Source organism: Streptomyces sp. NPDC093546 (genome assembly GCF_044765045.1).
Classification (GTDB): domain Bacteria; phylum Actinomycetota; class Actinomycetes; order Streptomycetales; family Streptomycetaceae; genus Streptomyces.
In genome coordinates this window covers 216041-229268 of sequence record NZ_JBIWJG010000009.1, presented here as the reverse complement: position 1 = coordinate 229268, position 13228 = coordinate 216041, and the positions used below count along the sequence as shown (strand labels likewise).

At 74.1% G+C, this 13228-nt stretch carries 9 protein-coding genes; 6 read left to right on the top strand and 3 right to left on the bottom strand.

Annotation, left to right across the window (positions count from 1 at the left end; genetic code table 11):
- Nucleotides 1-375 precede the first annotated feature (375 nt).
- Both ACIRNI_RS21340 and ACIRNI_RS21335 read left to right on the top strand, forming a co-directional pair.
- Nucleotides 376-912 carry a hypothetical protein gene (locus ACIRNI_RS21340; protein ID WP_403553199.1) on the top strand — a complete coding sequence of 179 codons (537 nt, stop codon included), beginning with the start codon at nucleotides 376-378 and terminating at the stop codon, nucleotides 910-912.
- Nucleotides 902-2011: a glycosyltransferase gene (locus ACIRNI_RS21335; protein WP_403553197.1), complete on the top strand. Its 1110-nt coding sequence runs from the start codon at nucleotides 902-904 to the stop codon at nucleotides 2009-2011. The genes ACIRNI_RS21340 and ACIRNI_RS21335 overlap by 11 nt, the downstream gene beginning before the upstream one ends.
- 60 nt (nucleotides 2012-2071) lie before the next feature.
- On the opposite strand, the gene ACIRNI_RS21330 is transcribed toward ACIRNI_RS21335, so the two are convergent.
- A complete protein-coding gene (locus ACIRNI_RS21330; RefSeq protein ID WP_403553195.1) occupies nucleotides 2072-2890 on the bottom strand; it encodes a class I SAM-dependent methyltransferase in 819 nt (272 codons plus the stop codon).
- Nucleotides 2887-7518 (bottom strand): aminotransferase class I/II-fold pyridoxal phosphate-dependent enzyme, encoded by a 4632-nt coding sequence (locus ACIRNI_RS21325; protein WP_403553193.1) that lies wholly within the window; start codon nucleotides 7516-7518, stop codon nucleotides 2887-2889. Before ACIRNI_RS21325 ends, ACIRNI_RS21330 begins: the two co-directional genes overlap by 4 nt.
- Before the next feature lie 97 nt (nucleotides 7519-7615).
- On the opposite strand from ACIRNI_RS21325, the gene ACIRNI_RS21320 reads away from it, so the two are divergent.
- From ACIRNI_RS21320 to ACIRNI_RS21310, 3 genes are read left to right on the top strand one after another with little or no spacing between them, the layout of a single operon-like run.
- On the top strand, nucleotides 7616-8326 hold the full coding sequence (locus ACIRNI_RS21320; RefSeq protein ID WP_403553191.1) for a TetR/AcrR family transcriptional regulator: 711 nt from the start codon (nucleotides 7616-7618) through the stop codon (nucleotides 8324-8326).
- A 42-nt stretch (nucleotides 8327-8368) separates the two neighbouring features.
- A complete protein-coding gene (locus ACIRNI_RS21315) occupies nucleotides 8369-9718 on the top strand; it encodes an MFS transporter (protein WP_403553189.1) in 1350 nt (449 codons plus the stop codon).
- Nucleotides 9719-9743: 25 nt separating this feature from the next.
- Complete coding sequence (locus ACIRNI_RS21310) at nucleotides 9744-10928, top strand: anhydro-N-acetylmuramic acid kinase (RefSeq protein WP_403553187.1); 1185 nt, start codon at nucleotides 9744-9746, stop codon at nucleotides 10926-10928.
- A gap of 24 nt (nucleotides 10929-10952) precedes the next feature.
- Here ACIRNI_RS21310 and ACIRNI_RS21305 read toward each other — a convergent pair whose 3' ends face one another.
- Entirely contained in the window at nucleotides 10953-12062 is a 1110-nt protein-coding gene (locus tag ACIRNI_RS21305) for a S1 family peptidase (RefSeq protein WP_403553185.1), read from the bottom strand.
- A 207-nt stretch (nucleotides 12063-12269) separates the two neighbouring features.
- Here ACIRNI_RS21305 and ACIRNI_RS21300 point away from each other — a divergent pair, with 207 nt between their 5' ends.
- Complete coding sequence (locus tag ACIRNI_RS21300; protein WP_403553183.1) at nucleotides 12270-12974, top strand: ester cyclase; 705 nt, start codon at nucleotides 12270-12272, stop codon at nucleotides 12972-12974.
- The last annotated feature ends 254 nt before the right edge of the window (nucleotides 12975-13228 follow it).

Below are 13228 nucleotides of genomic sequence, written 5' to 3'. Positions count from 1 at the left end.
GGCCCCGGCGCCACGCGCCCGGCCCGCAGGGCCTCCGACCGGCTGATCCTCGCCGCCACCGCGCACCGCGCCGCCGTGCGCCGGCCGTGTTCGGCACCCCGCCGCCGCCGGGCCCGCGTGGCGCCGCACCTGGCGGGCGGACGTCGCCGGGCGGTCGACTCCGACGGCCCAGGCGACCCGGCCCACTCAGGCGGCTCGGGCAGCTCGGACGGGCCGGGCAGCTCGGACGTTCCGGGTGACCGCGCTTCAGGCAACCCCGGTGACCGCGCTCGCGCGACGCTGAACTCACCCTTCCCCCCGGCTCGGGGCGTACCGGGCCGTGCACGGACACGGGGCCAGTGGGGGGCCGCCGTGGCCGTCGTCTCCATCCCCCGGATGCGCAGAGCCCGCACGGTGGCCGGTACCGCCGCCACCGGCTCCGTGGCCGCTGTGGCCGCGCACCCGGCGGGGACGGCCACGGTGCTGTTCTTTGCGGTCGCCGCCGTGCTCCTGTTCCGCTACCGCGCGACCGAGGCCGCGGTCGCGGTCGGGTGGACGCGGGGCTCCGGGCGGATGCGGCCGCCCGCCCGCGCCACCACCGGGGATGCGGTGCCGGGGGTCACCGCCGCCACACCGGTGTCCGTTCAGGGGCTGGACGGCATCGGCGCGGCGACGGGCCCCGGTACCGCGGCCGTGCCGTTCCCGGTCCGGTGTCCACACCGCCGGACCGGGAACGGCGGGCGGCCTCTTGCCCCCGGCCGACGCGCCGCCCCCGGCCCGCCCACCGCTCCAGGCCCACCCACCGAGCCGCCCCGCCCGTCGCCGATCACCAGAGCGCCGCCGCCCTCGGCGCCGGGCGGGGCCGAGGAGACCGGCGCGCGGTCCGACCACCCAGCCGTCCTGCCGGGGAGGGAGCCCGGCCATGGACGCTAGAGCCCGCAGACCGCGCGTCCTCCTGCTCACCGGCGGGCCCCTCGACGGGCGGGACGACGCCGACACCGAACTGGCCGCCGCCCTCCTGGACTCCGTGCCGGACGTCGAGTTCACCTGGTTCACCCGCTGGCCGCCCCGCGGCGCGCCCAGGACCGTCTCCCGCGTCCCGCCCGGGCGTGCGGTGCCCGTCCTGTCCCTCGACGGCGTCCCACGGCCGCGCCAGCGCCTGCAGATCTCCGTCGCCGCCGCCGTACTGGCGCGCCGCGCCGACCTGGTGCACGCGGTCCTGGCCATCGGCGAGGCCTACCCCCTGTCCTCCCGGCTGTGGCCGCCGCTGCTCGCCGGACGGCCGGTGCTCCACACCGTGACCGGCGTCCACGACGCACGGCTGCTGCGCCGCGCGCGGCCGCTCGGCCGGACGGTGACGCTGTCGTCGGCGACCGCGCGGCAGCTGAGCACCGCCGGGTTCGGCCCGGTGGTGGTCGTCCCCCCGGTGGTGCGGCTGGACCAGTGGCCGCTGATGCCGCGTCCGATGGGGCCCACGCCGAAGGTGCTGGTGACCGGGCGTCACGGGCGGGGCGGCGGCGCCGAGGAGGCCGTACGGGCGGCCGCGGTGGCCGCCCGCGCCGGGGCCCGCTTCCGGCTGACGCTGGCGCTGCGCGCCCGTCCCGGGGAGGACGCGCGGGCGCTGGACGAGGAGGTACGCGGCCTGGCGGAGCGCGAGGGGCTGCGGGACGTGGAGGTCCTCGGGTACGTCGACGACATGCGGCCCCTGGTGGCGTCGGCGGACCTGCTGCTGCACGTGCCGTGGGAGCTGACGGACACGACGGACATCCCGCCGACCGTCCTGGAGGCGCTGAGCACGGGCCGCCCGGTGATCCTGAGCGACCGTCCGGAGTTCGCCGCGCTCGGCGACACGGTGCTGCGGGCGCCGATCGGCGACGCGCGCCGCACGGGCCATCTGCTGCGCCAGCTGCTGGAGCGCCCGCACTGGTGGCAGGTGCTGTCGGAGCAGGGCCGGGCGACGATGGAGGAGCGTTTCGCACCGGAGCGTTTCGGGGCCCAGTACGCGCGCCTCTACGAGGAGTTGCTCACCTGAGCCCGAGGCCGCCGCGCTTCGCGCTGCCCGCCGGGCTCCGGCCCGGCGCCGGGCTCCGCGCTAGTCGGCGCGTACCGCTTGGAGCAGCACCATGCCCGTGTCGCCGTAGTCGGGCAGGGTCGGGTCCTTGTCGACCCGGGTGACCAGCAGGTGCGCGGTGTGCGGGGCGAAGGCCCGCCGGACGGTCTGGGTGTCGACGGGGAAGGCCGGCCAGACCAGGCCGCCGCCGATCTGATAGCTCGGCATGTTCTCCATGAAGGCGGCGACCAGGTGTCCCCCGGGCCGTACGGAGCGGATGAACATGCCGCACAGTTCGGCGAACTCGTCGGCGTCCTCGGTGACGCTCTCGGCGACGAAGTTCATCGACGCCAGGTCGTAGGCGCCCTCGGGCACGGCCGTCGCGTCGGCGTGCAGGACACGGACCCGGGACAGGGCCTCGGTGAGCGTGGTGGGGAGCCTGGGGTCGAGGGCGCGGCACAGCGCGTAGAAGGTCTGCCAGCTCGCGTCGGGGTGCTCCAGCTGCCCGGCCAGGTAGGCGACGTTGCCGGCGCCGGGCTCCAGCGCGTCGATGAGGCGGACGACCGCGGCGGCCGGCATCAGCGGGTACAGGTTGGGCCCGGCGCCGAACTCCAGGGAGCGGCCGACACCGTCGGCCGGCAGGCGCCGGTAGAAGGCGCAGTGGTGGCGCAGGACCGTCGCGTCGGAGCTGTGCATCCGCCGGTAGTTCTCGGTGAGGTACGCGGAGACGGGCCACCGGTCCCAGTCCGCTTCGCGGTTGTGCCGGGGCCCGGGCCCCCGGTAGTGGGGCACCTGCCCGTCGTCGAACCGCGGGTCGGGGGCGCCCTCCCCGGGTACGCCCTCCCCGGGTGCCGGCCTCACGCCCGCCACCCGCCCAGGACGCCGTCCGGCTCGGCGCGGGCGCCTGCCTGCCTGAGCGGGAAGCGGTCGGCGAGCTCGGTGAGCGTGGCGTTGAGCTGGTCGATCTGCTCGTCGGTGTTGAGGGCGGTCATCTGGACGCGGAAGCCGACCTGGCTGCGCGGGACGAGCGGATAGGCGGCGAGCGTGACGTAGATGCCGTGCTCCCACAGGAAGTCGCCGACGGCGTCGAGGTCCCAGCTGTCGGCGAGCGGGACCTCGATGATGGGCAGGCCGTCGGTGCTGGGCGTGGCGACGCCGATGGCGCGGATGTGGTCGAGGACGCGGTGCGTCTTGCGGTACAGGTCGGCGCGGATGGCGTCGCCGCGCCGCTCGTTGACGTCGAGGCCCGCGAGGGCGGTCGCGAGGGACGCGACCGGCGAGGGGCCGGAGTACAGGTAGGGCCCGGCGGCGACCTTCAGATGGGCCTTCAGGTCGGGCGGGGCGGTGACGAACGCCAGCAGCGAGGAGTACGCCTTCGACAGGCCGCCCACCATCACGATGCCCTCGTAGCTCTCGCCGAGGTGGCGCACGATGCTGTTGCCCAGGGAGCCGTACGGGGACGTGTCGTGCGGGGTGCGTTCGCCGATGACGCCGAAGCCGTGGGCGTCGTCGACGTACAGCAGGGCGTCGTGGGAGCGGCAGACGCGGGCGAGGGCGGTCAGGTCGGGGAGGCTGCCGGTCATGCTGTTGACGCCGTCGAGGCAGACGAGGCGCTGTACGCCGGGCGGGGCGGTGGCGAGCAGCCGGTCGAGCTCCTCGGGCTGCTCGGCGTGGAAGCGCTGCACCGAGGCGCCCTGGCCGCGGGCGACGACGCAGCCGTCGTACATGGTGCGGTGGGCGCGGGCCTCGACGCAGACCAGTCCGCCGTCCGCGAGCGCCGGGATCACCGAGCCGTGGATGAGGGTGATGGTCGGCAGGAGGAGGGTGTCCGGGGCGCGCAGGAGATCGGTGAGCCGCTCCTCGATGTCGGTGTAGAGGCGGGGGTTGCCGATGAGCCGGGACCAGCTGGGGTGGGTGCCCCAGCGGCGTACGAAGGGGGCGATGGTGTCCATGATCTCGGGGTCGAAGTCGAACCCGAGGTAGTTGCAGGAGGCGAAGTCGACGAGCCAGTGGTCGCCGACGCGGATGCGGCGCCCGTGGACCTCGTCGATGACGGCGTCGCACATCCTGCTGGTCTTCTGGAGGCGGCCGAGGTCGCCGATGCGCTGCTCGGCGCGGATGGCGGAGCGGGTCAGCTGTGCGCCGGCGGGGCCGCGGCCCGCGGGGGTGAGTCCCTTGCGCTGCCTGGACGGATTTTGGGGCACGAGGAGGTACTGCTCGGCGTCGTCGGCCGCCATGGGCCGGGCGAAGAGGTATCCCTGGCCGTGGCGGCAGCCCATGGCGGCGAGCAGGTCGCGCTGGCGGGGGTTCTCGATGCCCTCGGCGATGACCTGGAGGCCGAGGACGTCGGCGATGCGGACGATGCCTTCGACGAGAGCGACCTGCTGGCCGTCGGTGACGATGTCGTCGATGAACGACTTGTCGACCTTCAGGACGTCGATGGGGAACTCCCGCAAATAGCTGAGCGAGGAGAAGCCGGTGCCGAAGTCGTCGATCGCGATGGAGACGCCGAGCTCCTTGAGGGTGCGCAGGGCGGTGCTGATGTGCTCGTCGCTGCGCATCAGGACGGATTCGGTGATCTCCAGGACGAGGGAACCACGCGCCAGGCCGGAGGTGTCGAGGACGCGGCGTACGTCGTCGACGAAGGAGGGGTCGAGGAACTGGCGGGCGGAGACGTTGACGTTGAGGTAGAGGGGGTCGGTCCGGGGCCGGGCCCGCTGCCAGCGGGCGATGTCGCCGGCGGCCCGCTGGAGGACCCAGGCGCCGAGCGCCGTGATGTGGCCGGTCTCCTCGGCGAGGGTGATGAACTGGTCGGGCGGGACGAGCCCGCGGTGGCTGTGCGGCCAGCGGATCAGCGCCTCGAAGCCGGTGACCTCGCCGCTGACCAGCTCCAGGATGGGCTGGTAGCGCAGCGTGAACGCCTCCTCCGTGATGGCCCGGTCCAGGCCCTCCTGGAGTTCGTGGCGCTCCACCATGCCGGCGTGCAGGTCGGGGCGGTAGCGGCGCGACTGGCGCTTGCCGGCGGTCTTGGCGGCGTACAGCGCGAGGTCGGCGTGGCCGAGGAGCTCCTCGGCCTCCTCGCCGTCCGCGGCGGTGGCCACCCCGACGGAGGCCGAGACGCTGGTGGAGCCGCTGGTGAGGCGGAACGGCCGGCCGAGGGTCTGGACGATGTGGGCGGCGAGCCGGTCGGCGTCCTCCGGGGCCTTGGCGCCCTCCATGAGGACGGCGAACTCGTCGCCGCCGAGCCGGGCGGCGGTGTCGCTGAGCCGCAGCGCGCCGGTGAGCCGGCGGGCGACCGCGACGAGGAGTTCGTCGCCGACGGAGTGGCCCATCATGTCGTTGACGACCTTGAAGTCGTCGAGGTCGACGAAGAGGATGCCGGTGAGGCCGGCGTCGCGGCGGCCGCGCAGCAGGGCGCGCTCGATGCGCTCCAGCAGCAGGACCCGGTTGGGCAGGCCGGTCAGCGAGTCGTGGAAGGCTCGGTGGGTGAGCTCCCGCTCCAGCTGGCGCTGCTCGGTGACGTCCCGCAGGGTCAGCACGATGCCGTGCACGGTCTGCTCGTGGCGGAGGTTGCTGCAGCGGACCTCGACGTCGAGCCGTTCGCCGTCGGCGCGCAGGACGCGCCAGTCGTCGTGGGCGTCCCGGGAGTCCTCGTCGCGTACGCGGGCGAGGGCGCGCAGGGCGCGTTCGTGGTCCCGGGGGTCGACGAGCCGCATCAGCGGGGTGGCGCCGACGAGGGTGCCGAACATGACCTGGGCCGAGGGGCTGGCGTACCGGACGGTGCCGTCGTCGTCGAGGATCAGGATGACGTCGGAGGCGTTGTGGACGAGGGTGCGGAAGTAGGCCTCGCTCCTGCGGCGGTTGATCTCCTCGCTGAATCCGACGCGTTCGAGGGCGAGGGCGGCCTGCGAGGCGAGGGACTCGACGGACACGGCGAGCTGGTCGAGCTCTCGGGCGGAGCCCGCGACCAGCAGGGCGCCCATCGCCGGTTCGAGGGAGTCGGGCGACTGGAGGGCGAGCGGGCAGAGCATCGCTCGTGTGGAGGGCGCGAGCGCGGCGGCGGCGTCGGGGCCGAGCTCGGCGGTGTCGAGGAGGCGAGTGCCGCCGGTGAGGGGGGCCGGGACGCGGCGGCCGCCGTCGTGGCGGAGGTCGTGGTCGTCGTGGCGGTCGTGGTCGTCGTCGGGCGGAGGGCCGGGGGCCGTCGTGGGGTCGGGGCCCGGGCCGGGCACGGGCGCCGACGCCGGCTCCGGGGCGAGCTCCCACACCCACCGGTGCTCCGGGGTGGACACGGGCCGCAGATTGCCGTCGGCGTCCACGACGAGGAGGACCGACCGGTGGTGGGTGACCTCGCCGAACAGCGCGTCCGCGGCGCCCTCGACGCACTCGGCGACGTCCTGCGGGGTGACGGCCCCGACGAGCGAGGCGGCGGCCAGGCGGAGGCTGCGCTCCCGGGTGACGGCCCTGCGGTGCTCCGAGACCAGCTCCCACAGCCGGGCCATGACCAGCAGGAACATGACGCCGGAGAACACGGCGATGATGGCGGCGTCCCGCACGCTGCCGAGCAGGGCCTCCGACAGCAGCACGGCGGGCGCGATGAGCGAGGCCCCGGCCAGGACGGCCAGGCGCCGCTTGGCGATACCGGGCCCGGGCTGCGGCACCCGTTCGGTCAGCCGCACCATCGACGGGTGCAGGGCGGCGAGGCCCCAGGCGGTGAAGAAGACCACCCAGCCGAGGTCCATGACGGTGCCGACCTGCCAGGTTCCCTGGAGCTGGAGCAGCCCGTACAGCACGTCGGAGGTGAGGATCCCGACCGTGCCGAGGGCGAGCAGCTGCACGGACCGCTCGCGCGTGCCGCCGAGGGTGAGCAGCCGGACCACCATGGCCAGGATGAGCACGTCACCGAGGGGGTACGCGATCGCCGCCGCGCGCTGCGCCCAGGTCTCGCTCTCGGCCACGGTGAGCGGGTTGATCAGGTGCACCCAGGACAGCAGGGCGAGCCCGGACGTGAGGATCAGCGCGTCGAGCAGGCTGGCGAGGTCGCGGCCCCGCCAACGGGCGCGGATGAAGCCGAAGATGCCCGCGGCGAAGAGCGGATAGGTGGACAGGTAGAAGACGTCGGCGAGCGACGGGAAGGGGTTCGTCTGCCCGTACACGCCCTCGAGGATGTTGTACGTGGTGTCGCCGGCGGTGAAGGTGAGGTTCGCGGCGGCGAGCAGCAGCCACGGCCACCGCTGGGCGGGGCGGTGGATGCGGATCCCGATGAGCATCGCCGCGACGCCGGCGAGGCCGACCAGCGCCCACATGCTGGTGTGCCGGGAGGGTACGGCCAGATACACGACGGTGGGCGGGATCACGAACAGGATGTAGCAGACCATCAGGCGGTGCACACGGCGGCTCGTACGTCCGATGGGCGTGAGCCCCTTCTTGTGGCGTGTGTGGCGTGTGATCGTCTCCACGGTGACCTGCCGCTGGTCTTCTCTCGCCTCCACAGGACCTGCGTACGCCCATACAGGCTATATTTACGACGTATATGGACACTTTGCCGCTGTATGTCGGGAGGGTCAAGGGAACCCCCGGAGGCATGGCATGCCCCAGCAGGCAGGACCGGGGCGGCGCCGTCGCGGGCGGTTGAGCCGGGAGCTCGTTCTCGCCACCGCCCTCGCGCTGGTCGACCGCGAGGGCCTGTCCGCGCTCAGCATGCGGCGGCTCGCCGCCGAGCTGGGGGTCGAGGCGATGGCCCTCTACCGGTACGCCGCCGGCAAGGACGGCCTGCTCGACGGCTTGGTCGAGGCGTTCTTCGCGGAGCTCCTCGACGCGCTCGGGCCCCTGGGTCCCGCCGGCGCGGACCCGGACGCGGAGGCGGACGGGCGCGCCGAGCTCCACCGCACCGCGCTCGGCATCCACCGGCTCTCGCTGCGCCATCCGCAGGTCGTGCCGCTGCTGGCCACCCGCATGCTGGCGGTGCCGCTGTCCCGCCGCCCCCGGGCGGTGCTGCGCGCCCACGAGCGCGTCCTCGTACTGCTCGCCCGCTCCGGGGTCGCGGAGGACCGGGCGCCGCTGGCGTACCGGGCCGTGACGGCCTGGGTGCTGGGGTACGTCCTCGTGGAGCTGACCGCCGTGGTGGACACCCCCGACGAGCCCGAGCCGGCGATCCGGTTCGGGCTGCACCGCATGCCCGCCGACGAGCTGCCCCGCCTGCGCGCCGCGGCGCCCGCCCTCGCGGAGCGGGCGGGCGAGGAGGGGCTCGCGGCGGGGCTGGACGCGCTGCTCGACCGGTTCGCCGCACCGCCCCGCTGACGTCGTTGACAGCGGTCCGCCGCGGTGATGTAACGAACAGTCATGAAGAGGCAGGCGACTGGGGTAACCGAAGCGACCGGGACGGTCACCGCACCGCCGCCGCGCTCGCGCAGAGCGCTGGTGGCGGGCTCGGTGGGGAACTTCATCGAGTGGTACGAGTTCGGGGTCTACGGCTACTTCGCCACGATCATCGCCGCCCACTTCTTCAGCCCGGGCGGCGAAGGGGGCGCGGAGGCGCTCGTCCGGACGTACGCGTCCTTCGCCCTCGCCTTCTTCTTCCGCCCGCTCGGCGCGGCGCTCTTCGGCCGTTTCGGCGACCGCGCCGGGCGGCGCCCGGCCCTCGTCCTCGCCGTGCTGCTGATGACCGGCGCGACCACGCTGATCGGCCTGCTGCCGACGTACGCGACGCTGGGCGCGGCGGCGCCGTGGCTGCTCACCCTCCTGCGCGTCGTGCAGGGGCTGTCCGCCGGGGGCGAGTTCGGTGGCGCCGTCTCCGTGATGACGGAGTTCGCGCCGCCCGGCCGGCGGGGCCTGTACGGGGCGTGGCAGTCGTTCACGGTGGCGCTCGGCCTGCTCGGCGGCGCGGGCGTGGCCGCCCTGCTGGCGACCCTCCTGTCGTCGGGGCAGCTTCACGCGTGGGGCTGGCGGCTGCCGTTCCTGCTGACGTTGCCGATGGGCCTTGCGGCGCTGTGGCTACGACTCCGGCTGGAGGAGACCCCGTCGTTCCGCGGCGAGCGGCGTGGTGCGCACGCCTCACCGGACGCCTCACCGGTCGGTCCGCCGGTCGCTCCCGCGCGCGAGGCGGTCCGGGCGGTCGCGCTGGGCGCCGGACGCCTCATGGGCTGGTCGGCGGCCGGCTACACCTTCCTGGTCGTCCTGCCGTCGTACCTCCAGACCACGCTGAACGCCACGTTCCAGCAGGCCCTGACCGCCACCGTCCTCGCCAACCTGGGCTTCGCGGCCGCCATCCTCCCGGCGGGCGCGCTGAGCGACCGGGTGGGGAGGCGGACCGTCATGGTGGCCGGTGCCGTCCTCGCCGTGCTGCTCTCCTTCCCGCTGCTGGACCTTCTGCAGGACCCCGCCGCCCCGACGGCAGCCAAGGGCCTCGCCGTGGTCGCGGCGGGCGCGGTGGTCGGCCTGATGGCGGGCCCGGGCCCGGCGATGCTGGCCGAGATGTTCCCGACGCGCGTCCGCTACACCGGCCTGGGGCTGGCGTACGCGCTCTCCAACGCGGTGTTCTCCGGCTGCGCCGGCCTGCTCATCACCGAGGCCGTCGAACGGACCGGCGACATCGACATCCCCGCGTACTACGTGGCCGCCACCTGCGCCGTGAGCGCCCTCGCCCTGGCCACCCTGCGCGGCGACGACCACCGCCGCGCCCTGCGCGACTGACGACTGGACGGACGGGAGCAGCGCCATGCGGGTCATCGGGATGATGTCGGGCACGTCGTACGACGCGGTCGACGCGGCCGCCGCCGATCTGGCGCTCGACGGGGACACCCTCGTCCTGCGCCCACTGGGCCTGGTGAGCGCCGGGTACGAGGAGGAGCTGCGGGCCGCCCTGGCCGCAGCGCTGCCCCCCGCGGCGACGACCATGAAGGACGTCTGCGCGCTGGACACGCGCATCGGGCAGGCCTTCGCCGCCCTCGCCGTGCGGGCCTGCCGCGAGCTGTGCGGCGGCCGTGCCGACCTGGTCGTCTCACACGGCCAGACCGTGCACCACTGGGTCGAGGACGGCCGGGTACGCGGCACGCTGCAGCTCGGCGAACCGGCCTGGATCGCCGAGGCGACCGGCCTCCCGGTGGTCTCGGGCCTGCGCACCCGGGACGTCGCCGCGGGCGGCCAGGGCGCGCCTCTGGTGAGCCTCGTGGACGTGATGTGGCTGCGCGGCCGCCCGGGCGTGCCGGTCGCGCTCAACCTCGGCGGCATCGCCAACCTCACGGTGGCCGCCGGTCCCGGCGCTCCCCTCGCCTTCGACACGGGCCCCGGCAACGCGCTGATCGACGCGGCCGCGCACCACGTCACCGGGGGGCGGCTCCGGTACGACGAGGACGGCGCCCTGGCGGCCCGGGGCGCCGTCGACGCGGAGCTGCTGCGGCGGCTGCTGACGGATCCGTACTACGCGGCGCAGCCGCCCAAGACGACCGGCAAGGAGCTGTTCCACCTGCCGTACCTGCTGGCCGCCCTGGACGGGCGGGGCTCCCTCCGGCCGCAGGACCTGCTGGCCACCGTCACCGAGCTGACCGCCCGAACGGTGGCGGACGCGGTGCGGTCGGCGGGGGCGACGGAGGTCGTCGCCTCGGGCGGCGGCACCCGCAACCCGGTCCTGATGGCCCGGCTCCGCGCCGCCCTCGACGGTGTCCCGGTGCGCGGCTCGGACGCGCTGGGGCTGCCGTCGGCGGCCAAGGAGGCGTACGCCTTCGCGGTTCTCGGATTCCTGACCGCCCACGGGCTGCCCGGCACCGTACCGGCGTGCACCGGCGCCCGGCACGCGAGCGTGCTGGGCTCCCTCACCCCGGGCCGGGGCGGGCTGCGGCTGCCGGGAGCAGCCGCGGCCGCCACGGCCGCCGTGCCCGTAGGGCTGCGGCTGTCACCGCCCTGACCGTACGGGCACGGGCGCCGCGTCTCACGGAAGGCGGGCGCCGACCGCGGCCAGCGCGGTCGTGACGGGCTGGAAGAACGTCTCCCCGCCGACGTCGCAGTTCCCGCTGCCGCCCGAGGTGAGGCCGATGGCGGCGCCGTCGCGGGTGAACAGCGCGCCGCCGCTGTCGCCCGGTTCGGCACAGACGGTGGTCTGGATGAGACCGGTGACCGTTCCCTCCGGATAGTTCACCGTCGCGTTCAGGCCCGTGACCTGCCCGTCCCGCAGGCCGGTGGTGCTGCCCATGCGGAACACCTGCTGGCCGACGGCCGCCTCGGCCGCGCCCCGGATGGGCACCTTCTGCCCGCCGCCCACGTCGACGACGTCCGGGGCGTCCGCGCCGGGGTCGTCGTACGTGACCAGGGCGAAGTCGCCCTCGCCGGGGAAGGTGGCGGCCTGGACGGTGCCGAGCTGCGCGCCGTTCTCGTCCGTCCACCGCTCGGCCGCGACCCCGCAGTGCCCTGCCGTCAGGAAGCCGCGCTGCCCCTGCTGCGTGGTGACGTTGAAGCCGAGCGAACAGCGGGCGCCGCCGCCGAAGATGGCGTCGCCGCCGTCGGCGAAGGGCTTGAACTCGCCCTTGGACTTCTGGATGCGGGCGACGCCGTCGCCGAGCGACTTCACGGTCGTCTCCAGCCGGTCCCACCGGTCGCCGGTGACGGTGCGGTCGGCCGTGACGAGGACCTGGTTGGTACGGGGGTCGACGGCCCAGGCGGTGCCGGGGATGGTGGCCCGGCTGGTCAGGGTGCGCGCGGCGGACGTCAGCGCGGCGGTGCTGTTGCGCACCTCGCGGGGGACCGCGCCCGCCCGGGCCACCTGGACGTCGATGTCGTTGTCGTCGCCGACGACGTTGATGATGAGCTGCTGCTTCCCGGCGTCGTAGTACGCCCCGCCGTAGGCGTTGCCGAGCTGGTCGCCCAGCTTCTTCGCGAGGCGTGCGGCGGAGGCGGCGGTCATCTTCTGCGGGACGACCGTCTCGGAGCCGGGTCCGGACTGGGAGGCATTGGCGTTGGGCAGCAGGATCGCCGCGGCGATGACGCCGGTGGCGGCGGCTCCTGCGACGACGGCTTTTCTCTTGGTGATGCGCCTGTGGGTCAACTCAGTGGCTCCTGCGGATCGTTCGGACTCCGGATGCCGGCCGGCTACCGGGGGGACGCGTCCGCCCCTGGGTACGGACGGCGGAGCCGTCGCGTTCAGCGGGAGCGGAGGATCCGATTCCCGGCGGACCGCCGACTCGACCGAACATCTGCCGCATATCAGACATATTCTGAAGATGCCCGAGTGTTCCGAGCGGCAGGAGGGACCATGTCATTCGTCCAGGTCATCGACCTCAAGACGGACAGGGTCGATGAACTACGCGGCTTGATGGACCAGTGGATCCAGGCGACGGAGGGTAAGCGGACGGCCACCCATTCGATCGTCGGGCGGGACCGCTCCGACGACACGCACGTCGTCGAGATCGTGGAATTCCCCTCGTACGAGGAGGCGATGAAGAACTCGAACCTGCCGGAGACCAACCGGATCTACCAGCAGCTGATGGAGCTCTGCGACGGCGAGCCGTCGTTCACGGACCTCGACGTGCTCGGGGACCAGCAGCTCAACAAGATCATGGTGCAGCGGTTCGTCGAGGAGGTCATCAACCGCGGGAACACCGAAGCGGCGGACGAGCTGTGCTCCCCCGACTACCGGGAGCACGATCCGTCGCTGTCGTCGTACGACGTCGACCTGGAGCAGGCGAAGGCGGAGAACCGGGAGATCATGGAGGCGTTCTCGCCGACCTGCACCATCGACAGCCTGGTCGCCGAGGGTGACCTGGTGTGCATGCGGATGTCCTACACGGGCCGCCACATCGGCGAGTACCGGGGTGTGGAGGCCACCCACCGGGACGTCTCGGGCACCGGCCACGCGACGTTCCGCTGCAAGGAGGGCAAGATCGCCGAGAGCTGGTGGAACATCGACGACCTCGGACTGATGCAGCAGCTCGGCGTCTTCGAGCCCTACGAGAGGTAGGGGTCCCGAACGGGGGTACGACATCCGGCGCCGCGCCGGGCGTTCCGGCCCTCCTTCGCCGCGACGGCGGTGAGGGCGAGCGCGGCGGCGGGGTCCGCTCGCGTCCGGCCCACGCCCAGCCCATCGCCGGCCCATCCCCGGACGAGAGGGGCGGAGTCGCTTCCTCCGGTTATGGCCCCGGCCGCGCACCGAGGCGGGCCGCCGCGTACAGATCGCGCCAAAGGAGTGACCCGCCGTCAATCCCCTTGACTTCC